Annotated in this window: 17 protein-coding genes, 1 tRNA gene and 1 other RNA gene; 10 read left to right on the top strand and 9 right to left on the bottom strand. The window is 71.2% G+C overall.

All coding sequences use genetic code 11. From position 1 onward, the window contains the following. The first annotated feature begins 34 nt into the window (after window positions 1–34). The 4 genes from LDO26_RS09400 (at window position 35) to LDO26_RS09385 (ending at window position 4,772) form a co-directional block, all read left to right on the top strand. On the top strand, window positions 35–1,678 hold the full coding sequence (locus LDO26_RS09400; protein ID WP_232130834.1) for an acyl-CoA dehydrogenase family protein: 1,644 nt from the start codon (window positions 35–37) through the stop codon (window positions 1,676–1,678). Window positions 1,679–1,823: 145 nt separating this feature from the next. Then, window positions 1,824–2,129, top strand: a complete 306-nt coding sequence (locus LDO26_RS09395; RefSeq protein WP_232130833.1) for a metalloregulator ArsR/SmtB family transcription factor — start codon at window positions 1,824–1,826, stop codon at window positions 2,127–2,129. A 36-nt stretch (window positions 2,130–2,165) separates the two neighbouring features. Continuing rightward, a complete protein-coding gene (locus LDO26_RS09390; protein ID WP_232130832.1) occupies window positions 2,166–3,611 on the top strand; it encodes a DUF2867 domain-containing protein in 1,446 nt (481 codons plus the stop codon). A 159-nt stretch (window positions 3,612–3,770) separates the two neighbouring features. Beyond that, complete coding sequence (locus LDO26_RS09385; protein WP_232130831.1) at window positions 3,771–4,772, top strand: dioxygenase family protein; 1,002 nt, start codon at window positions 3,771–3,773, stop codon at window positions 4,770–4,772. A 70-nt stretch (window positions 4,773–4,842) separates the two neighbouring features. Here LDO26_RS09385 and LDO26_RS09380 read toward each other — a convergent pair whose 3' ends face one another. The 4 genes from LDO26_RS09380 to LDO26_RS09365 form a co-directional block, all read right to left on the bottom strand. Next, the gene (locus LDO26_RS09380; protein ID WP_232130830.1) at window positions 4,843–6,636 is read right to left on the bottom strand and encodes an ABC transporter transmembrane domain-containing protein; all 1,794 of its coding nucleotides are present in this window, start codon (window positions 6,634–6,636) and stop codon (window positions 4,843–4,845) included. Beyond that, a complete protein-coding gene (locus tag LDO26_RS09375; RefSeq protein WP_232130829.1) occupies window positions 6,636–7,226 on the bottom strand; it encodes an IMPACT family protein in 591 nt (196 codons plus the stop codon). The genes LDO26_RS09380 and LDO26_RS09375 overlap by 1 nt, the downstream gene beginning before the upstream one ends. Before the next feature lie 90 nt (window positions 7,227–7,316). Next, the gene (locus tag LDO26_RS09370; RefSeq protein ID WP_232130828.1) at window positions 7,317–8,432 is read right to left on the bottom strand and encodes a hypothetical protein; all 1,116 of its coding nucleotides are present in this window, start codon (window positions 8,430–8,432) and stop codon (window positions 7,317–7,319) included. Then, a complete protein-coding gene (locus LDO26_RS09365; protein ID WP_232130827.1) occupies window positions 8,429–8,995 on the bottom strand; it encodes an RNA polymerase sigma factor in 567 nt (188 codons plus the stop codon). Before LDO26_RS09365 ends, LDO26_RS09370 begins: the two co-directional genes overlap by 4 nt. Before the next feature lie 257 nt (window positions 8,996–9,252). Here LDO26_RS09365 and LDO26_RS09360 point away from each other — a divergent pair, with 257 nt between their 5' ends. Further along, window positions 9,253–12,078 carry an EAL domain-containing protein gene (locus LDO26_RS09360; RefSeq protein WP_232130826.1) on the top strand — a complete coding sequence of 942 codons (2,826 nt, stop codon included), beginning with the start codon at window positions 9,253–9,255 and terminating at the stop codon, window positions 12,076–12,078. Between the two features lie 252 nt (window positions 12,079–12,330). On the opposite strand, the gene ffs is transcribed toward LDO26_RS09360, so the two are convergent. Beyond that, window positions 12,331–12,427, bottom strand: an RNA gene (gene ffs / locus LDO26_RS09355) — signal recognition particle sRNA small type. A 243-nt stretch (window positions 12,428–12,670) separates the two neighbouring features. Here ffs and LDO26_RS09350 point away from each other — a divergent pair. The 5 genes from LDO26_RS09350 to LDO26_RS09330 all read left to right on the top strand — a co-directional run bounded on the left by LDO26_RS09350 (window position 12,671) and on the right by LDO26_RS09330 (window position 16,656). Next, window positions 12,671–12,763, top strand: a tRNA-Ser gene (locus LDO26_RS09350). Between the two features lie 619 nt (window positions 12,764–13,382). Continuing rightward, the gene (dnaX, locus tag LDO26_RS09345) at window positions 13,383–15,188 is read left to right on the top strand and encodes a DNA polymerase III subunit gamma/tau (protein WP_232130825.1); all 1,806 of its coding nucleotides are present in this window, start codon (window positions 13,383–13,385) and stop codon (window positions 15,186–15,188) included. Continuing rightward, window positions 15,188–15,508, top strand: a complete 321-nt coding sequence (locus LDO26_RS09340) for a YbaB/EbfC family nucleoid-associated protein (RefSeq protein ID WP_232130824.1) — start codon at window positions 15,188–15,190, stop codon at window positions 15,506–15,508. Before dnaX ends, LDO26_RS09340 begins: the two co-directional genes overlap by 1 nt. A gap of 114 nt (window positions 15,509–15,622) precedes the next feature. After that, window positions 15,623–16,216: a recombination mediator RecR gene (gene recR, locus LDO26_RS09335; protein WP_232130823.1), complete on the top strand. Its 594-nt coding sequence runs from the start codon at window positions 15,623–15,625 to the stop codon at window positions 16,214–16,216. 83 nt (window positions 16,217–16,299) lie between these two features. Continuing rightward, entirely contained in the window at window positions 16,300–16,656 is a 357-nt protein-coding gene (locus LDO26_RS09330) for a histidine triad nucleotide-binding protein (protein ID WP_232130822.1), read from the top strand. 42 nt (window positions 16,657–16,698) lie between these two features. Here LDO26_RS09330 and LDO26_RS09325 read toward each other — a convergent pair whose 3' ends face one another. Genes LDO26_RS09325 through LDO26_RS09310 form a run of 4 tightly spaced genes read right to left on the bottom strand, consistent with a single transcriptional unit; the run spans window position 16,699 to window position 21,109 of the window. Further along, the gene (locus LDO26_RS09325) at window positions 16,699–17,184 is read right to left on the bottom strand and encodes a Slp family lipoprotein (protein WP_232130821.1); all 486 of its coding nucleotides are present in this window, start codon (window positions 17,182–17,184) and stop codon (window positions 16,699–16,701) included. Then, window positions 17,181–19,187, bottom strand: a complete 2,007-nt coding sequence (locus LDO26_RS09320; RefSeq protein WP_232130820.1) for a transglutaminase TgpA family protein — start codon at window positions 19,185–19,187, stop codon at window positions 17,181–17,183. Before LDO26_RS09320 ends, LDO26_RS09325 begins: the two co-directional genes overlap by 4 nt. Further along, entirely contained in the window at window positions 19,184–20,146 is a 963-nt protein-coding gene (locus LDO26_RS09315; RefSeq protein ID WP_232130819.1) for a DUF58 domain-containing protein, read from the bottom strand. The genes LDO26_RS09320 and LDO26_RS09315 overlap by 4 nt, the downstream gene beginning before the upstream one ends. Window positions 20,147–20,155: 9 nt before the next feature. Next, entirely contained in the window at window positions 20,156–21,109 is a 954-nt protein-coding gene (locus LDO26_RS09310; protein WP_232130818.1) for an AAA family ATPase, read from the bottom strand. Window positions 21,110–21,150 lie beyond the last annotated feature (41 nt).

Raw genomic sequence — 21,150 nt, 5'->3', positions numbered from 1 at the left:
GAGAATCGGCGCTCCAGTCACCGGGAGAGGGGCGATGCGCGCAACCGACACGCATGAGGTCGACAACCAGCCACCGGAGTTCGCGCCGCGCGATCTCTGGCGCGACGACGTGGCGCTGCGCGAGGCGCTCGCGCGCGAAGGCGGCGCGGCATTCGAGGCGCGCCTTGCGGCTTATGGCGCGCTGGCGGGCGGCGCGCTGTACGCGGCCGGTTTCGATGCCAACCGCGACCGGCCGCGGCTGCGCACCCATGACCGCTTCGGCCATCGCATCGACAGCGTCGAGTTCCATCCCGCCTACCACCTGCTGATGGATGCCGCGGTCTCGCATGGCGTCGCCGGCCTGTCGTGGGCGCAGCAGCCGCAGCCGGGCGCGCACGTCGCCCGCGCCGCGCTGAGCTATCTGCACCACCAGGCCGATGCCGGGACCAGCTGTCCGCTGACGATGACCCACGCCGCGATGCCGGTGCTGGCGCGCGAACCGGTGCTGCGGCAATGGCGCGAGAAGATCGTCGCGATGCGCTACGACCCGCGCGACCTGCCGCTCGCCGACAAGCATGGCGTCACCCTCGGCATGGGCATGACCGAGAAACAGGGCGGCAGCGACGTACGCGCCAACAGCACGCGCGCGACGCCGGACGGCGACGACGGCAGTTACGTCCTGCGCGGCCACAAGTGGTTCTTCTCGGCGCCGATGTCCGATGCGTTCCTGGTGCTGGCGCAGGCGCCGGGCGGCCTGAGCTGCTTCCTGCTGCCGCGGTGGCTGCCGGACGGCGGACTCAACGGCTTCCGGCTGATGCGGCTCAAGGACAAGCTCGGCGACTGGAGCAACGCCTCGTCGGAGGTCGAGTTCTACGCCGCGCGCGCGCTGCGTGTCGGCGACGAGGGCCGCGGCGTGGCGACGATCCTGGAGATGGTGATGCTGACGCGGCTCGACTGCATGCTCGGTTCCAGCGCGGAGATGCGCATGGCGCTGGCGCAGGCATTGCACCACTGCCGCTACCGCCGCGCGTTCGGCAAACCGCTGCTCGAACAGCCGCTGATGCGCAACGTGCTGGCCGATCTCGCGATCGAGGCCGAGGCCGCATTGGCCCTGTCGATGCGGGTGGCCGGCGCGGTCGACGCCGCGCCGCGCGATCCCGGACAGGCCGCGTTCGCACGCCTGGTCACCGCGGTCGGCAAGTACTGGATCTGCAAGCGCACCCCGGCGTTCGTCAACGAGGCCCAGGAGTGCCTGGGCGGCGCCGGTTATGTCGAGGAATCGATGCTGCCGCGGCTGTACCGGCAGGCGCCGCTGAATTCGATCTGGGAAGGCAGCGGCAACATCCAGTGCCTCGACGTGCTGCGTGCGCTGTCGCGCGAACCGCAGGTGGTCGAGGCCCTGCGTCGCGAACTCGATGCCGCGCGCGGCATCGACCCCGGCTTCGATGCAGCGGACGACGCGCTGGCGCAACGGCTTTCGACCGCGGCCGCCGTGCCCGCCGATGCCGAACCGCTGGCGCGGCGGCTGGTCGAACAGCTGGCGCTGGTGCTGCAGGCCGCGGTGCTGCTGCGCGCCGGCAGCCCGGTGGCTGCAGCATTCTGCAACAGCCGGCTGGCCAGCCCGCATGCGCTGGCCTTCGGCACGCTCGACATCGGAACGGGCATCGACGACGCACTGGCGCGGGTGTTGCCGGCTTGATGCGTGGTGCACACCGGGCGTCGCCCGGAAAACTCCATCGGGCCGCCGCCGCGTCGGCCGTGCATGGGCGATGGCGCGAAGGGTTGACGGCAGTCTGGAATACAGGTAATTAATTAGGTAATTCGTTAATTGATGGGAATCACCCATGGAGCGCGTCTTCGAAGCGCTGGCATCGACGCCGCGTCGCAGGATCCTCGCCTATCTCAACGCGGGTGAGCTGACTGCCGGCGAGATCGCCGAACGGTTCGATTTCAGCAAGCCCGCGCTGTCCGGTCACCTGCGGATCCTCGAGCAGGCCGGCCTGATCGAGCGCGAGAAGCGTGGGCAATTCGTCTATTTCCGCCTCGTCCCCGAGCGCCTGGCGAACACCGTATTCGCCTGGGCCTCCGAACTGTGCCCGGTTGCCGGTCCACTCAAGCGCGAGCGCCGAAAGCGCCAACCCGCAAAGTAGGACGAGACTTTCCGTTTCGAACAGGGAAGCCGAACGATGCTGATGACGACCGAGGTGTCCACGACGTTCCCGAGTGTCCGTATTCCGTCGCACTGCGGCGGCCTGCCGGTCGAAGTGACGCTGATCGCGCAATTGACGCCGGGGCAGGGCGATCCGCTGATCGCCGACGCCGAGCGGCGGCAGCGCGGGCACCCGAGCTTCGTCGACGGCCATGACGAACCGTCGACGCGGATCGGCGCGATGAACCTGGCGCGTGGCGATCCGTCGTCGCTGTATACCTTCAGCGTGGGGCGGGGCGGACATCCGTTTCATCGTCACGCCGGCAACCGGGTATTCACCGCCATCTCGGGCAGCGCAGGCGCGCAGCTGCGTTTCTCGACCGCATCGCAGATGCAGATCGACGCCGAACCGGCGGCATTCCTGCACGCGCTGCATCTCGTCGACATTCCGCCGGATTGTCTGTTCACTGTGCGCTTCGGCGGCGGCACCTGGCACCAGTTCGTGTCGCCACGTCCTGACCTGCCGCATCCCGCATTGTTCGCGCTGTCCTGTCATCCCGACGAGCGCGCCGGGAATCTGCCCGAAGACTTGCACCAGCGTGTGCTCGACAACGCCGCCGACATCCCTGCGCTGACCGAACTGCTGCCGGCGAGCGTGCAACTCCTGCTCGACGCCGCCCTGCGTGACCCGCAGCGCATCCCGACGACGGCACTGTCGCTGCATGCGGCGCCGGCGTCCTTCGCGGCGCGCACCTGCGCCGTGGTCCGTGCATGGACTGGACGGTTGCGGCGCCGGATCCCGGGGCGACACGCGGGCGGCTTCCGCACCGAAAATGCCGGCCGGCGCCGGATCCACAATCTGCGGTTGCCCGCCGATTCCCTGCTGGCCGCGCAGTTGCCGGGTGCCGCACACGAGGACGCGGTCGCGATCCGGCTCGCGCCTGGAGAATGCGCCGGTTCGGATGCGGCCACGTTGATGGCCCTGTTGCTTGACGGATTCGTCGAGAGTCCTCCGTCGGGCGTGTCGCGGCTGATGGCGCTGCGCAATGTCCTGGTGCGTCCTTTCGGGTTGCGTACGTCGCCGCTGGGCTGTCCGGCCTCTTCGCTGCTGTCGCAGGATGCGCCGCAGCGGTTCGCGGGCCGGTTTCCGGTGCTCGCCCGACGCGTGAGCGCGGAGGGCAAGTGCGTGGAGGTCATCCTTGGCGCCGATGATCGCCATCTCGCGTTCCGGACCTGCGTACGCGTCGAGGCGATGACCGATGGCGGCATGCGCTGCGCGATGGCCACCCGCGTGCGTACCCGCAACCTGTTCGGCCGACTGTACATGGCGGCGATCCGCCGCGTACACATGCGCTATGTTGCACCCGTGATGCTGCAACTCGCAGTCGATCACGCCGTGCGTTCGCTGCGCGGCGAGCATGCGTTGCGAAACGCCGGGTGGTGCGCAAGTGACGTTCTGCCGGCAGCGGTGGCTGGTCGCTGACCTTCGGCGCGCCTTGCCACGAACGCCCGGCGACGGTCTCGCTACGGCGTTCGGTTTACTCTCAGTCTCTGATGCGCGGGCGCGCACCGTTGCGTCAACCCGGCGGCCGACGGTACGTTGCAGATGCGAAAGCCCCTTGAATAAAGTAGAGATGCCAGCATGCGCCAGCCACCGCTTTCTCCGATCCGCCGCAACCTGCTGAAGGCGGCCGGCAGCGTGCTTCTGGTGGCTCCCGGTGTCGGGCTGCTCGCCTGCGGGTCGAAATCGCCGGCATCGGATGACGCCGATGGCCAAGCCACCGATGATCCCGCCGCCGACACGGATGGCGCCGATGCCCCGCCGTGGGCCAGCGGCGGCACTGCCGCCATCGGCGATCCGGCGCGCTTCCCCGATCCCTTCGCGGGCGTGCCGGCCAGCGCCTGCGTGCTGACTTGCATGACCACGATCGGGCCCTGCCACACCACCTCGCCCGAGCGCGCCGACATCAGCGATGGCTGGGACGGCCTGCCGCTGCGGCTCGCGCTGCGCGTGGTGGATTCGGCGTGCCAGCCGGTCGCGGGCGTGCTGGTCGAGGTCTGGCATACCAACTACACCGGCGGCTATTCCGGGCGGATCGCGGCGATGTGCAACAACGACGAGGCCGACATTGCGCGGCAGTTCTTCCGCGGCTACCTCCGCACCGATGCCGATGGCCGCGTCGACTTCGATACCTGCTATCCCGGCTGGTACAGCAGCCGTGCGGTGCATATCCATCTGCGCGTACTGACCGGCGACTACGACGCCGATGACCGGGCGGTGTCAGCGGTCACGACCCAGTTGCTGTTCACCGACGCGTTGAACGGGGAGATCTTCTCCACCCATCCGCTGTACGCGCCGCTCGGCCTGCCCGATACCCCGCTCGACGACGACAACGTCGTCGGCGGCGAGGCCGACAAGCGCCCGTACCTGTTCGACGTGCAGCGCATGGACGACGGGGTGATGTTCGCGTCCAAGACCCTGGTCGTGCGCCAGTCCGACGAGGAGCAGGTCTGCCAGGCCAAGGGTGCCGGCCGGCCGGGTGGCCCGGGTGGTCCAGGCGGGCCGTTCGACGACCCGGACATGCCGCGGCGTCCGCCACCGGACGGGATGCCGCCGCCACGCGGTACGCCGCCCGGCGGCTGAGAGGCCGGCGGAGGGAATCGCCGACGGCTGCGGTAGCGACCAGGATCGCCGGTGCCCGGCGTCTTGGGGATCAGTCGACGAACTGCAGCCGGGCCAGTTCGGCGTACAGGCCGTTCTGCGCCAGCAGTTCGGCGTGGGTGCCCTGGGCGACGATGCGGCCGTGGTCCATGACGACGATGCGATCGGCCTTGAGGATGGTCGCCAGGCGATGGGCGATGACCAGCGTCGTGCGGCCCTGCATCAGCCGCGCCAGTGCCTGCTGCACCGCGTGCTCGCTCTGTGCGTCGAGTGCGGAGGTGGCTTCGTCGAGCAGCAGGATCGGCGCGTCGCGCAGCAGTGCGCGGGCGATCGCGATGCGCTGCTGCTGGCCGCCCGACAGGCGCGCGCCGCGTTCGCCCAGCTGTTCGTCGTAGCCGTCCGGCAATGCGCGGATGAAGCCGTCGGCCTCGGCCGCGGTGGCCGCCGCGACGATGTCGTCGTCGCTGGCGTCGAGCCGGCCGTAGCGGATGTTCTCGCGCGCGCTGGCGGCGAAGATCGTCGGCTGCTGCGGGACCAGGGCGATCATTCCGCGCAGCGCGGCGGGGTCGAGCCGGCGGATGTCGGTGCCGTCGATCGACAGGCTGCCGCTGTCCGGGTCGTGGAAGCGCAGCAGCAGCGACAGCACCGTGCTCTTGCCGGCGCCGGACGGGCCGACCAGCGCGACGGTCTCGCCCGGCGCGATGTCCAGGCTGAAATGCGACAGCGCGGCGGTGTCCGGCCGCGACGGATAGTGGAAGCTCACGTCGTCGAAGCGCAGCGCGCCGCGCGCGGGGCTGGCGATCTCCGCCGGGGCCGCCGGCGCGGCGATGCCCGGTGTTTCGGCCAGCAGTTCGGCGATCCGGCCCATGCCGCCGGCGGCGCGCTGCAGTTCGTTCCAGACCTCGGCCAGCGCGCCGACCGAGCCGGCGCCGAACAGTGCGTACAGCACGAACTGGCCCAGCGTGCCCGCGGTCATGCGGCCGGAGATGACGTCGTGCGCGCCCGACCACAGCACCACGGTCACCGCGCCGAAGATCAGCGTGATCGCGACCGCGGTGATGATCGCCTGCAGGCCGATGCGGCGGCGTGCGGTCGCCACCGACAGCGCGACCGCGTCGCCGAAGCGGCCGCGCTCCCAGGGTTCGCGCGCGTGCGCCTGCACGGTGCGGATCGCGCCGAGGGTCTCGTTGGCCAGCGCGTTGGCATCGGCGACCCGGTCCTGGCTCTGCCGCGAGATCTTCTCCAGCCGGCGCCCGCCCAGCACCAGCGGCAGCACGAACAGCGGAATGCCGATCAGGGTGAATGCCGCCAGCCGCGGACTGGTGACCACCAGCATGGCGACGCTGCCGACGACCATGACCGTGCTGCGCAGCGCCACCGATACCGTCGAGCCGACCACCGAGCGCAGCAACTCGGTGTCGGCGCTGAGCCGCGACACCAGGTCGCCGCTGCGGTTCTGTTCGAAGAAGCGCTGGTCGAGGTCGAGCAGGTGCCCGTAGAGCTGGTTGCGCAGGTCGGCGACCACGCGCTCGCCCAGCAGCGAGACGAAGAAGAAGCGTGCGGCGGTGGCGATCGCCAGCGCGACGGCCACGGCCAGCAGCAGCGCGAACGCGGCGTCGATCTGGCTGCCGCCGGTGAAGCCGTGGTCGATCATCTGACGTACCGCCAGCGGCAGGCTCAGCGTCGCGACCGACGAGGCGGCCAATGCGACCAGCCAGGCGATGAACAGGCCGCGCTGGCGCAGCACGAACGGCCACAGGGTCCTGAGCGCGCCGATGCGGGCCTTCTTCGGTGGGTCGCCGTCAGGCGCGGCGCCGGAGGGCCGGCGTGGGGATCGGAATGCCATCAGCCATTGTCGTCGAAACGCACCCGGTCACGGGTGGCATCGCGCAGGCGGGTTTTCAAGTCGTCCAGCCGGTCGCAAGGCAGCTCGATGCGCAGGTGCACGCCGTCGCTGTCGAACTCCTCGGCCAGCTTGCCGGCCAGTGCGGCCGGCAGCGCGGCATGCACGGCGCCGAGCGCATCGAACGGCGCGTGCAGGCCCACGGTCGTGGTCTCGACCAGCGCCAGTCGCGGCGCGGTGCGCAGGCATTCGGCCGCACAGCCGCCATAGGCGCGGACCAGCCCGCCGGCGCCGAGCTTGATGCCGCCGTACCAGCGCACGACGACGACGGCGACGCGGTCGAAGCCCTGGCCGTCGATCGCGGCGAGGATCGGCCGTCCCGCGGTGCCGGCCGGCTCGCCGTCGTCGCTGGAGCGGTACTGGTCGCCGATCCGCCATGCCCAGCAGTTGTGGGTGGCGTCGGCAACATGCACCTGCTGCAGGAACGCCAGCGCCGCGTCGGCCGAATCGACCGGCGCGGCGTGTGCGACGAAGCGGCTGTGCTTGACCTCGAGGGTGTGGGTGGCCGGCGTGGCGAGGGTGTCGAGCGGCATCCGGATCAACGCGCTGTGGACGGGCGGCGACCGCCGCGGGATTGCGGCCGGGCGGGGGCACGCGTGCGTCGGCGATTCCCGGTCACGCGCTCAATCCAGCAATGCGCGCAGGTCCGGCGACAGTTCGGCCTGCGGATAACGGCGATGGAACTCGGCCAGGCTGTCGCGCGCGGCCTGGATGTCGCCGGCGTCCAGCAGTTCGCGCACACGTGCCAGCCAGGCGTCGCGCACCTCCGGCGAGTCGGCCGAAGCGGGCGGCTCGTCCTCGGGCGCCTGGTCCTGAAGGGCGGGCACTCGCTGGGCATGCGCGGATGCCGCCGGCGGACGCTGCGGAACCTGCACGCGCGCGGCTTCCTGCGCGGTCCGTTCCCGGGCCGCGGCGGGAGCCGGCGGGGGTGCCAGGCCTTCCGAAACCGCGCGTCCGGATGTGCTGCGCTGCGCCGAAGGAAACGCAGCCGGCGCGGTGGACAGATCTCCGACCGCGACCGGCGATGCCGCGGGCGCCGGCGACGTCCGGTGGCCGATCGCGGTGTCCTGCGGTGTGCCGGCACGTGCAGCCCGCGGCGGTCGCGGTGCATCCTCGCGTTCCATGGTCGCGCCGGTGTCGGCGACGGGCGCCAAGGTAGGCGCGGGCGGCGGCGCGGCCAGTGGAGCAGGCGACGGCGGGGGGGCGGGCGGCGCGCGGCTCGCATCCTGCGCTGCTGGCGCGGCGTCCATTGCAGCGGGCGCCGGCATGGCCTCGGTGCCGCGCCCATCGGAGGGCGGGGAGGCGGAGGTGTCGTTGGCGGCCGGTTGGCCGTCCTGCTGCGCGGGCGCGTCGATCGCTGTCGCGCGTTGCATCCGCGGTGCCGGCTCCGGCGCCTCCGACCAGACCTCGGGGCGGGTCTCGGGCAGCGGCCGCAGCTGCCAGGCGACACCGATCGCGACCAGCAGCGAGGCGGCGATGCCGAAGCCGACCGGCCAGCGTCGCCGCCGGCGTGCCGGCGTGCGGGCATGCGCCGGAGACGTGGGCGTGGGCGCGTCCGGGCCGGCATCTTCCGGTCCCGCGCCGGGCTGCGCCGCCGCTCCCGACACCGCCGCACGGGCGGCCGCGAGGATCGCCGCGTCGAGCGCGGGCGGCGGGCTGGCGTCGCTGCGTCCCAGCCTGTCGGCGAGCGCGCGTTCCTCCGGCGTCAGCGGTTCGGGCCTGTGTCCACGGGATGTCATGTGCTCAGCCTCGCGCGCAGCTTGTCCATCGCGTAGCGCAGCCGCGACTTCACCGTTTCCCTGCCCACGCCGGTCATCGCGCCGATTTCCTCCAGGGTCAGTTCCTGCTCCAGCCGCAGCACGATCACCTCGCGCTGTTCGTCGGGCAGTTCCTCGAGCGCCAGTTGCAGCAGTCGTCGCTGTTCGAACTCCGACAGCTGCCGTTCCGGAGTACCGGGATCGACGATGCGTGCGGTCCGCAGGTCGGCGTCTTCCGGGGCCGCGGGCCGGTGGCGCGCGGCGCGCCAGTGGTCGGTCAGGCGATTGTGGGCAATGCGGTAGAGCCAGGTCGTGAACAGGGCGTCCGGTTGCCAGTCCTGCCGCGCGGCGATCACCCGCTGCCAGACGTCCTGGAAGATCTCCTCGGCCAGCGCGCGGTTGCCCAGCTGGCGCACGAGGAAGCGGTAGAGCTTGTCGCGATGGCGCAGGTACAGGGTCTCGAACGCCGCGGCATCGCCGGCCGCATAGGCCAGCATCAGCGATGCATCGCTGGGCGCTTCCTGCGGGAGGGCGACATCGTTCATTCCGCGCAGGTTACGGCCTGCGGCCGGAGGCGGGAAGCCTGTCGTCCCGCAATGCCTCCGCGCGATGCGCGAGCGCCGGGACATCTCGGATCGATGGACTGCCATGTGTGCGCAAACGGTCGACTCGTCGCATCGGGGTTGTCCGCGACCGGGGATGGGGTCAGGATGAACGGGCACATCGGGCGGTCAGGGAGCCTCACACCGTGTTCTCGCGTCTGCTTCCCCCGCCGCATCAGGGCGACATCGCGTCACGCCTGATGCGTATCCTGTCGACCCGTCCGCCAGGGGTCCGGGTGGCCGTGGCCTGGCGTTGCGCGGTGCTGGGCGAAGACGGGGTCTGTTCCGGGGACGCGGACCTGGCGTTGCGCGGGAAGGCCAGCGAGCGTCTCGACGGGGACATGGACGCCGCGGCATCCGGTATCCGCGATGTCAGGCTCGACGACGCGCGGCTTGCGATCGTTTTCGATGCGCACGGGGCTGCCGGTCGTGCTGCCGCCGAGGCCTGGGCGGAGCTCGCAGCGATATCGGCCGCGATGGCCCTCGATGGCGCGCGCTCGGCGCAGCGGCTCGAATCGCTGCGCCGCTCCGAGCGCCTGCAGCAGGCGCTGTACGAGATCGCCAATCTCGCCAGTTCCGCGCTGGAGATGCGCGAGGTGCTGGTGCGGATCCACGCGGTCGTCGACCGCCTGACCACCGCGAAGAATTTCTACATCGTGCTGTACGACGACCTGCGCGAGCGCCTGCGGTTCCTGTATTTCGTCGACGAGCGCGATCCCTGGGTGGCCGACCCGGACCAGGAGCTGCACGTCAGCGAGATGCCCAACAGCCTGACGATCGCGTTGCTGCGCCATGGCCAGCCGATGCTGGGGCCGTCGGCCGCATTGCGGATGGCGCACGACGTCGAGACCGATCCCGTGCACGGCCCCGACAGCGCCGACTGGCTCGGCGTGCCGCTGCGCCGCGACGGCCGCGTCTGCGGCGCGATCGTCGTGCAGAGCTACGACCAGCCCGACCGCTACAGCCACGAGGATCGCGCGTTGCTGGAGTTCGTCGCCCAGCACATCCTGACCGCCCTCGACCGCAAGCAGGCGCATACGGAACTCGAGCGCCGGGTCGCGGCGCGCACGCTGGAGCTGCAGGAGGCCAACACCGACCTGCAGGCGCAGATCGTCGAGCGCGCGCGTGCCGGGCGCCTGCAGGGTGCCCTGTACCGGATCAGCGAGCTGTCGGTCGCGGCGGGCAGCCTCGAACGCTTCTATGCCGACCTGCACGCCATCATCGGCGAGCTGCTGTACGCGCGGAATTTCTACATCGCGATGCTGTCGGCGGACGGCACGCGCATCGAGTTCCCGTACTCGGTCGACGAACGCGATGCCGTGCGCCGGGCACGCAAGCGTTCCAACGGCCTGACCGAATACGTCATCGCCAGCGGCCAGCCGTTGCTGGCGCGGCGCGAGGGCATCCTGATGCTCGAATCCTGCGGCGAGCTGCGCAGTCGCGGCAGCCACGCGCATTGCTGGCTGGGCGTGCCGCTGATGCGCGATGCACGGCCGGTCGGGGTGATCGCGGTGCAGAGCTACGACCCCGACATCGCGTTCGCGGCCAGCGACCAGGAACTGCTGGTGTTCGTCGCCCAGCACATCGACAGCGCGCTGGACCGCAAGCGCGCGCAGGATGCCCTGAAAGCGGCGCATACCGAACTGGAGTTCCGGGTCGAGGCGCGCACCCGCGAGTTGGAGAACGCCAACCGCGAACTGCGCGCGCAGATCGGTGAGCGCGTGCGCGCGCAGCAGCGCCTCGTGCACCAGGCGCGCCACGATCCGCTGACCGGGTTGCCGAACCGGGTGCAGTTCCTCGAACGCATGAACGCCGCGCTGGCGCCCGGCGAGGACGGCACCACCACGCCGTTCGCGGTGCTGTTCCTCGACCTGGACCGCTTCAAGCTGGTCAACGACAGCGTCGGCCATGCGGCCGGCGACGCGATGCTGGTGGAGACCGGCAAGCGCATCTCGGCGCTGCTCGGCCCGGACGACATCGTCGCCCGGCTGGGCGGCGACGAGTTCGCGCTGATGCTCGGTGGGGTCGACGATCCGGCGGTCGCCGAGGCGATGGCCGACGCGATCCTGTCCACGCTGGCCCGGCCGATGTGGGTCGCCGGACGCGAGCTGTATCCCTCGGCGAGCATCGGCATCGCGATGTCGCACCCCGACTACGCGGTCGGCGACGGCCTGCTGCGCGATGCCGACGCCGCGATGTACCGGGCCAAGGCCTGTGGCCGCGACCGCAGCGAGCGCTTCGACGAGCAGATGCGCGCCGAGGCGACGCGGCTGCTGGACCTGGAGGCCGACCTGCGGCGCGCGATCCTGCAGGATGCGTTCGAACCGCATTTCCAGCCGATCGTGCGGCTGGCCGATGGCGCGGTCGTCGGCCACGAGGCCCTGCTGCGCTGGCAGCACGAACTGCACGGCACGCTGTACCCGACCGACTTCATCGGCGTGGGCGAGGACAGCGGGCTGATCGAGCAGGTCGACTGGCTGATGTACCGCAAGGTCATCCACCGGATGACCGCGTCGGACTGTCCCGGCTACGTGTCGATCAACGTCTCGCCGCGGCACTTCCGCTCCGACGATTTCGTCGAGCGCCTGCTGCAGTTGATCGACGAGGCCGGCGCCGACCCGGAGCGGCTGCGGATCGAGATCACCGAGATCGCGCTGCTCGATGACGCCCCTCGTGCGCTGCGCATGCTCAGGACGCTGCGCGAGCGCGGCGTGATGGCATTGCTGGATGATTTCGGGACCGGATTCTCGGCCCTGTCGTACCTGCACCGGTTCCCGATCCAGGCACTGAAGATCGACCAGAGCTTCGTCATCGGCCTGGGCAGCGAGATGCATGCCGAAAGCCTGGCGCTGGTCCGCGCGATCCTCGCGCTGGCGGGCACGCTGGGCATCGACACGATCGCCGAGGGCGTCGAGACCGTGCAGCAACGCGAACTGCTGGCCGGCCTGGGCTGCCAGTACGGGCAGGGCTTCCTGTACGGCCGGCCATGTCCGGCGATCGCCGCCGAGGCCGCGTGCGCGTCGTGAGCCAGGCCGGCATGGCGCATGGCGATGGCTGCGAAATGGCGATGGCCCGCTAACTGACCTCGGCGCCCGCATCGACCGATACCGTTGCTGCCTTCCGGCCCTGGCGGGTGAGTGGCGATGTTTGCGCGCCACTGGCGCGCATCGCCATGAACGCCCGGCCACGGATGGCCGGGCAGGCCGGCCCGGAAGTCACAAGAGCTGCGCCATGGATGGCTGCAGGACCTGAATCTGGAGGTGCCTGCAATGGCGATGGCCCCGCCGACTGACCTCGGCGCCCGCATCGACCGATACCGTTGCTGCCTTCCGGCCCTGGCGGGATTTTCGGTCTAGCGTCGCGAGGGGCCGACGGGGCCACCATGGAGACTCGCACCAGCGCTTGCGCCCGGTCCCTTGCCGCGTGCCGCCGGCGGGGACGCGGATTCTAGCAGGCGATCGCGGCGGCGCCTATCGGATGGGGTGTGCGCCCTGGCTTCCGCCTTGCAACCTCGCGCCCCTGCGGTTCCTTGTGGCCCCGACCGCCCGCGGATAGAATGGCCGGCCCGCAGCGGCCTGCCGCTGTGTCGTGCCCGCAGGGCCCGCCGGGACAGGTTCAGGAGAGGTGTCCGAGTGGTTGAAGGAGCACGCCTGGAAAGTGTGTAAGCGTCTAAACCGCGCTTCGGGGGTTCGAATCCCCCTCTCTCCGCCAGAAACGCGAAGCGCCCCGAAAGGGGCGTTTCGCGTTTCTGGCGGAGAGAGGGGGTGAACGCACCCGCGCGGGTTCGACAGATCGGCAGGACTGCCGATCTGGACAGCCGCAGGCTGCCCCGCAGGGGCGAGGGCCATGGATGGCCCGAGTCAATCCCCCGTCAGGCGTCCGGGTCGCGATTTCATCCGTGATTTCGAAAGCGCCCCGCAAGGGGCGTTTCGCGTTTCTGGCGGAGAGAGGGGAGTTTGATGAGAACACCCGGTTCGACAGATTCGCCGGGAGCGAATCTGGACAGCCGCAGGCTGCCCCGCAGGGGCGAGGGCCATGGATGGCCCGAGTCAATCCCCCGTCAGGCGTCCGGGTCGCGATTTCATCCGTGATTTCGAGAGCGCCCCGCAAGGGGCGTTTCGCGTTTCTGGCGGAGAGAGGGGGAAACGCACCCACCCGGTTCGACAGATTCGCCCGGAGCGATTCCGGGCACCGTGCAGGGCTCGACGGCGCCTCCGTTCAGCTGGTGTGCCGGGACCATCCGCCTTTGTCGGAAAAAGGATGCCGCGTTCGACGCCGCCTCGCCTCCACCCGCAACGGAACCACTGGACAGCCGTGGCAGAATAGCCGGATGTCCTATCTCGTCCTCGCCCGCAAGTGGCGCCCCAAGCGGTTTGCCGAGCTGGTCGGACAGGAGCACGTGGTCCGCGCGCTGACCAATGCGCTGGAGACCGGACGGGTCCACCACGCCTTCCTGTTCACCGGCACCCGCGGCGTCGGCAAGACCACGATCGCGCGGATCTTCGCCAAGAGCCTGAACTGCGAGCGCGGCACCTCGTCCGATCCCTGCGGCGAGTGCGAGACCTGCAAGGCGATCGACGCCGGCCGCTACATCGACCTGCTGGAGATCGACGCGGCCAGCAACACCGGCGTCGACGACGTGCGCGAGCTGATCGACAACGCCCAGTACATGCCCTCGCGCGGCCGGGTGAAGGTCTACCTGATCGACGAAGTGCACATGCTGTCGAAGTCGGCGTTCAACGCGCTGCTCAAGACGCTGGAGGAGCCGCCGGGGCACGTGAAGTTCCTGCTGGCGACGACCGATCCGCAGAAACTGCCGGTGACCGTGCTCTCGCGCTGTCTGCAGTTCAACCTCAAGCGGCTGGACGAACAGCAGATCCAGGGCCAGATGACGCGCATCCTGGAGGCCGAGGGCATCGCCGCCGAGCCGGGCGCGATCCGCCAGCTGTCGAAGGCCGCCGACGGCAGCCTGCGCGACGGCCTGTCGCTGCTCGACCAGGCGATCGCCTATACCGGCGCGGGCGGCGAGGGCGGGGCGCTGGGCGACGCGGCGGTGGCGACGATGCTCGGCAGCGTCGACCGTACCCGCGTGGGCGCCCTGCTAGCGGCGCTGTCCGCCGGCGACGGCGCGCAGCTGATGGCCGAGATCGCGACGCTGGCCGAGTTCTCGCCGGACTGGTCGGGCGTGCTGGAGGCGGTGTCGGAGGCGCTGCACCGCATCCAGGTGCGGCAGCTGGTGCCGGAGGTCGGCATCGAAGCCGATGGCGTCGATGTCGACGGGATCGCCGACGCGGTCCGTCCCGAGGTCGTGCAGCTGTGGTACCAGATGGCGCTCAATGGCCGCCGCGACATCGCACTGGCACCGAGCCCGCGCGCCGGCTTCGAGATGACGCTGCTGCGCATGCTCGCGTTCCGTCCCGCCGCAGCCGCGGCCGGCACGCCGTCGCCGCAGGGCGGCCAGGCCGAGTCGCCGAGCCCGGGCCGCAGCGGCGCGGCCGCCGCGCGCGCGGCGCTGGCCCAGGCCGCGCATCCGTCGGCATCGGCGCCGGCGCCGGCACCGGCAGCGCCCGATCCGGGCCGGGCGCCGCCGCCGTCGCTGCACGAGGCGACGCCGGCATCCTTGCCACCTGGCCGCGGTCAACCCGAGGCGCCGACATCCGCGGCCGAGCCCGCGCCGCCGCGCAAGCCGCCACAGCCCGCGCCTTCCGCGGCGCCGGCGTGCGCGGCCGTGCAGCTCGACGCGCATGGCTGGCTCGACCTCGTCGCCGGACTTCCGCTGCGCGGACCGGTACGCGAACTGGCCGCAAGCGCCGCGTTCGTCGCGTTCGACGACGGCGTGCTGAAGCTGGCGCTGCCGGCCTCCGACGACCACCTGAAGGCACCGATCATGGTCGAGCAGCTGGCGAAGGCGCTGGCCGGCCCGCTCGGCGGCGCGGTGCAGATCCGCTTCGAGGCCGCCGCGGCCGGCGCGGTGCCGACCCTGCACGAGCGCAACGCGCGCGACCGCGAGGCGCGCCAGTCGGCGGCCGAAACCGCATTTCTTTCCGATCCGGACGTGCAGCGCCTGATGTCGCAGCAGGGCGCCAGACTCGTGCCGGATTCCATTCGCCCCTACGACGAACAAGGAACCCCATGATGCGTGGAAACATCGCCCAGTTGATGCAGCAGGCGCAGAAGATGCAGGAGAACATGCAGCGCGTGCAGCAGGAGCTTGCCAGCCTGGAAGTCACCGGCAGCGCCGGCGGCGGCATGGTCAGCGTGACCCTGACCGGCAACAAGGAGTGCCGCAAGGTGCGGATCGACCCCAGCGTGCTGGCCGATCCGGAAATGGCCGAGGATCTGGTCGCGGCGGCGTTCAACGACGCGTCCAACAAGATCGATGCCGAATCGAAGTCGCGCATGGCCGGTGCGACCGCCGGCATGCCGCTGCCGCCCGGCATGAAGCTGCCGTTCTGAAGTGCCGTGATCGGTGACTGGAACAGGCGCCAGCCGGATCTCCTCTAGTTCTTTGCCCATCACGGTCGTCAACGGACGAATGTCCGGTCATCACGAATTGCCAATCACGTCCCCGTGTCCCTGCTCGAACAACTGATCGACGCGTTCCGCGTGCTGCCCGGCGTCGGCCAGAAATCGGCGCAGCGCATGGCCTACCACGTGCTCGAGCGCGAACGCGACGGCGGCGCGCGGCTGGCCGCCGCGTTGGCCGAGGCGATCGAGAAGATCGGCCACTGCCAGCGCTGCCGCGATTTCAGCGAGACCGTGGTCTGCGCGACCTGCGGCAACAGCGGCCGCGACCGGCAGCTGCTGTGCGTGGTCGAGTCGCCGGCCGACCGCCTGGCGATCGAGCAGGCGACCGGATTCCGCGGGCTGTACTTCGTGCTGCAGGGGCGGCTGAGTCCGCTCGACGGCATCGGCCCGCGCGAGCTCGGCCTCGACCTGCTGGCCGCGCGGCTGGCCGAAGGCGAGGTGCAGGAGCTGATCATCGCCACCAACCCGACGGTCGAGGGCGAGGCGACCGCGCACTACCTCGCGCAGATCGCCCGCCAGCACGGCGTGCGCCCGAGCCGGCCGGCGCACGGCCTGCCGCTCGGCGGCGAACTGGAATACGTCGATCGCGGCACGCTGTCGCACGCGTTCGGCAGCCGCAGCGACATCCCGCTTTGAGCGCATGTGCGCGCCGCGACCCGCCGCGCCGCACTTCCCCGACCCGATGCCAGACAGGTTCGATTCCAGACAGGAGCATGCCGATGTCCGACGACACCATCTTCCACAAGATCATCCGCCGCGAGATCCCGGCCGACATCGTCTATGAGGACGACGACCTGATCGCGTTCCGCGACATCGCGCCGCAGGCACCGGTGCACGTGCTGTTCGTGCCCAAGCGGACGATTCCCACGCTCAACGAGCTGCCGGCCGACGCGCCGGAGATCATCGGCAGGCTCGCGGTCGCCGCGGCGCGCTACGCGCAGCAGCAGGGCTTCGCCGAGGACGGCTATCGCATCGTCATGAACTGCAACGGCCACGGCGGGCAGACCGTGTTCCAGATCCATCTGCACCTGCTGGCCGGCGCGCAGCTGGGGCGCTTCGGTACGCCGGCCGCGTGATCCGCGGGCGCGGCCATGGACCGCGCCTGCAGATGCCGCTGATTACCAGTAGCCCCACCACGGCCATGGCGCCGGGCGGGTGATGACGTCGACCTGTTCGCGGATCGGCCACAGGTACACCACGTCGGCGTCGACGCGCGGGAACCGGTAGTCGTATTCGCCGATGCGGCGGTTGTCGTAGCCGGCGATGCGCCCGGTGAAGGTCACCTCGCGGTTCTTCTCGAATACCGCGGGGTCGTAGAAACCGGCGCGGCAGGCGATGAAGCGGCCGTTGGTGTCGTCGCTGGCCCAGTACGGTCGCCCGGTCGCGGTCAGGCGGGTGGCGATCATCTCGAAGCAGGTCGCGTCGGGACGCGGCTCCACCTGCACGATACGCCCGCCCCAGCGCACCCGGGCGCCGGTGCTGTCGCCCTGCGCGGCATCGTGGGGCGTGAGCTCGGTATACGCGCCCTGCAGCGGTTTGGGCTGCGAGGCGCAGGCGCCCAGCAGCAGGGCCAGGCCGGCAAGGGACAGCATGCGGGTGATCATCGGAATGTCTCCATCGGACCGGATTGCGTGGTGCCGGGCTGCATGGGCGCCGGGCGGTGCGCGCGCAGGTCGCGCGGCAGGTCCGGGTCCGCGACGGCGCCTTCCGGACAAGCGTAGCGCGCGGCGACGAAACGGCGGGTGAGCGCCGCCAGGTGCCCGATGCCGCCGGGCCGCACGCTTTCCACCCGGCGCAGCCACGCGGTCGCCGGTTCGTCCGGGCGCGGCGCCAGCCCGAACCGTGCATAGCGGCGTCCCAGTTGCCGCCAGGCGCGCAGCAGCGGGTCGCGCTCGCGTTCGCCGCGCGCGACCAGCCACAGCATCCAGCCCAGCGCCAGTGCGGCGAACATCGAGAACAGCGCGATCAGGGCGGGCGCGTCGAGGTGGCGGATGCCGATGCGCTGCAACAGCCGCTGCTGGCGGCCGGCATCGAAGCCGAGCACGAAGTCGTTCCAGCCGCGCAGCGCCCAGTCGCCGAGATCGAGCAGCGGCGACAGCAACCCTTCGCCCGCAGCACCGCCGATGCCGGCGCCAAGGCGGTCCTCCAGCGTGTCGTAGATGCGCTCCGGCGCCACCGCGGCGGTCGGGTCGACGCGCACCCAGCCGCGCCCGTCCAGCCAGACTTCGGTCCACGCATGCGCATCCATGCGCCGCACCACCCAGTAGTTGCCGTAGCGGTTGCGGACGCCGCCGACGTAGCCGGTGACCACGCGTGCCGGAATGCCGGCCTCGCGCATCAGCACGGTGAAGGCGGAGCTGAAGTGTTCGCAGAAGCCTGCCTTCTGCTCGAACAGGAACTCGTCGACCGCATGCCGACCCGGCAGCGGGGTGTCCAGCGTGTAGGCGAACTCGGCGCGGATCCAGGCCAGCGCGCGTTCGACGATCGCCGCGTCGTCGTCGCCTTCGGCGCGCCACTGCATGGCCAGCGCCCGGGTGCGCGGGTTGAAGCCCTCGGGCAGGCGCAGCGCCAGCGAGCGCAGCGTCATCGGCAGTTCGGCCTCGAACTGCACCGGCGGGGCCGAACGCAGGTGCCAGCGGCTCAGCTGGTCGAGCCGGCGCATGCTGGTCAGGGTGTACTCGTGCGAGGCGCGCACGCCCTCCGGCAGTTCGACCGGCATCTCCAGCGCGACCAGCAGGTGGCGTTCGGTCGGCTCCAGGGTGATCTCGTAATCCCAGGCCGGGCTGCCGTGGACGACCTCGGCGGGCGGCAGGTGGCGCAGCCACTGCGATGCGGTCCAGCTGCGACCGTCGAAATCGTTCAGGGTCGGTCCGCGCCAATACATCTCGCGCGGCGTCGGTTCCGGGCCATTGAAGGACGCGCGCAGCGCGGGCGTGTCGTCGGCCATCAGGTCCAGCCACTGGCCGGGCGACATCTCGTCCGACAGGCCCGGCCGCGCCGCCGACAGCTGCGGCACGCCCCACAGCGGCGAGGCGATGCGCGGAAACAGCCAGAACGCCGCCAGCGCCAGCGGCAGGCCGATCGCGGTCAGCCGCAGCACCAGGCCGAGCTGGCGCCGGCCGTCGCCGGGTGCCGGCGGCAGTCCCGCTTCCTGCGCCGACAGGCGCGCCGTCGCCGCCATTGCCAGCAACGCGCCCAGCAGGCCGAGCAGCAACGACAGCGGGCCCTGGTTGAGCAGGAAGGTCGCGAACGGCGCGAACAGCGCGAAGCCGATCAGGCTGCGCGCGTCGCGGATGCTGCGCAGTTCCGACGGTTTGATCGCCAGCATCGCGGCGAGCAGCGCGCAGCCAGTGTCGCGGCCGAACGAGAAGCCGCTGTGCACCAGCACCAGGCCGAGCAGGGTCAGCGCGAGCAGCGCGCGCAGCCAGGCCGGCACGGTGCGGCGCGCTGCGATCAGGCCGGTGGTCGTGGCGATCAGCGCGACCGCGATCGCCAGCATGCCGGGCAGCTGCAGCAGCAACGGAAGCAGGCAGGCGGCGCCGGCAAGCAGCACGCCGCGCCGGCTGGCATCGTCGAGCGGCAGCGCCGCGGCGCGCGCGCCGCTCATGCCGGATGCGCCTGCGGCAGCAGCGCCAGCGCGCGCAGGCAGTCGTGGCGATGCTGGACGCCGCGACCGGGACCGATGGCCGGCTGCGACGGCAGCTGCAGGCGATAACGCACGCCATCACGTTCGGCCTCGTCGACCCAGCGCGCGAGACGGTGGATGCGGTCCTCGTCGCCGAGTCCGGCGAGCGACTGCCAGTCGAGCACGACATCGGCGCCCTGCGGGCGCTCGAACTCGCGGACCACCAGCGCATCGCGCCGCGCGGAGGGTTTCCATGCGATCGCCCGACGCGCATCGCCCTGGCGCCAGTCGCGCAGGTGGTGCAGGTCCTCGCCGGCCGCGTGCAGCCGCGCCTGCGCGGTTTCGCCGCTGCCCAGCGGCAGTGCGGGGCCGGCCGCTTCCGGCGCCGGGTAGACCAGCAACGGCGTGTCCGGCCATACCCACGACCATGCGCGGGCCAGGCCCAGGGGACGCGTGGTCGAGACGCGCAGGCGGCCCGTGTGCAGCCAGCCGCGCCGGTGGGTGGGAATCGTCAGCACCGCCCCGCCGATGCCGCCGTCGAGCGACAGGCACGCGCCGGCATCGCCGACGCTCACCCGCAGGCCACGGCGCCCGCGCCCGGCCGGCGCGGCCACGTGCAGCCGCAACGGCAGCGGCGTGCCGGCGGCGACCGGTTCGGCCTGCATCGCCCGGATTTCCAGCCCGCTCAGTTGCAGATGGGTCCACAGCAGGCTGGCCATGCCCGCACCCACCAGCAGCAGGCACAGCAGCAGCGCCGGGTTGTTGTTGTAGTTCAGCGCGCCCACCGCCATCGTCGCGAGCAGGGCCACCAGGAACCAGCCGAACGCGGTCGGCAGGATGTAGATCCGGCGCCGGTCGAGGCGCACGGGCAGCGTTTCCGGCCCCCTCGGCCGGGCCCAGGCCTCGGCGCGCCGCCGGACCCGCTGCGCAAGCGATGCCATCGTCGCGGCCTAGTCGACCGCCACCGCCCGCAGGATCGCCTGCGCCAGCATGTCGCCGGACCCGGCGTCGGCATCGGCCACCAGCCGGTGCGCGGCGATCGCCGGGAACAGCCGCTGCACGTCGTCGGGCAGGGCGTGGTCGCGGCCTTCCAGCAGCGCCAGCGCACGCGCGGCGCGCAGCAGCGCCAGTCCCGCGCGCGGCGACAGGCCCACGCGCACGCCCGGATGATGGCGGCTGCGCGCGAGCAGTGCCTGCACGTAGTCGATCAGCGCGGCACTGGCATGGACCTCGGTTACCGTGGTCCGCAGGACCAGCAGGTCGCCGCCGCTCAGCAGCGGCAGCGCGGCGGCGATCAGCGCGCGGCGATCGCTTCCGGTCAGCAGCTCGCGTTCGGTGTCGGCGTCGGGGTAGCCGAGGTTGAGCCGCAGCAGGAAGCGGTCGAGCTGGGAGTCGGGCAGCGGGTAGGTGCCGGCCAGGTCCAGCGGGTTCTGCGTGGCGATGACGAAGAACGGATCCGGCAGCGCGTGCGTGGTGCCGTCGACGGTGACCTGGTGCTCGGCCATGGCTTCGAGCAGCGCGCTCTGGGTCCGCGGCGGCGCGCGGTTGATCTCGTCGGCCAGCAGCACGTTGGTGAACACCGGGCCGGCGTGGAACTCGAACCGGCGCGCATTGCCGTCGTAGATCGACACGCCGACGACATCCGAAGGCAACAGGTCGGAGGTGAACTGCACGCGCTGGAACTCGAGCCCGACGGTCGCGGCCAGCGCATGCGCCAGCGTGGTCTTGCCCAGTCCCGGCAGGTCCTCGATCAGGATGTGTCCATCCGCAAGCAGGGCGACGAAAGCCATCGTCACGGCATCTTTCTTGCCAAGCACCAGACTGTTGACCTGTCGCTGCGCCCGCGACAACGCCTCGCGCTGACGGTCGGGTAGCATGGCGCGGTTCGAGGGCGAGTCGGGCATGGCGGGCTCCTGCGGCAATTTCCCGAGTGTAACGAGGTCGA

Source organism: Proluteimonas luteida (genome assembly GCF_021191695.1).
Lineage (GTDB): Bacteria > Pseudomonadota > Gammaproteobacteria > Xanthomonadales > Xanthomonadaceae > Luteimonas > Luteimonas luteida.
Note: the sequence above shows the minus strand (reverse complement) of the source record. Positions and strands in the feature narration are given on the sequence as shown.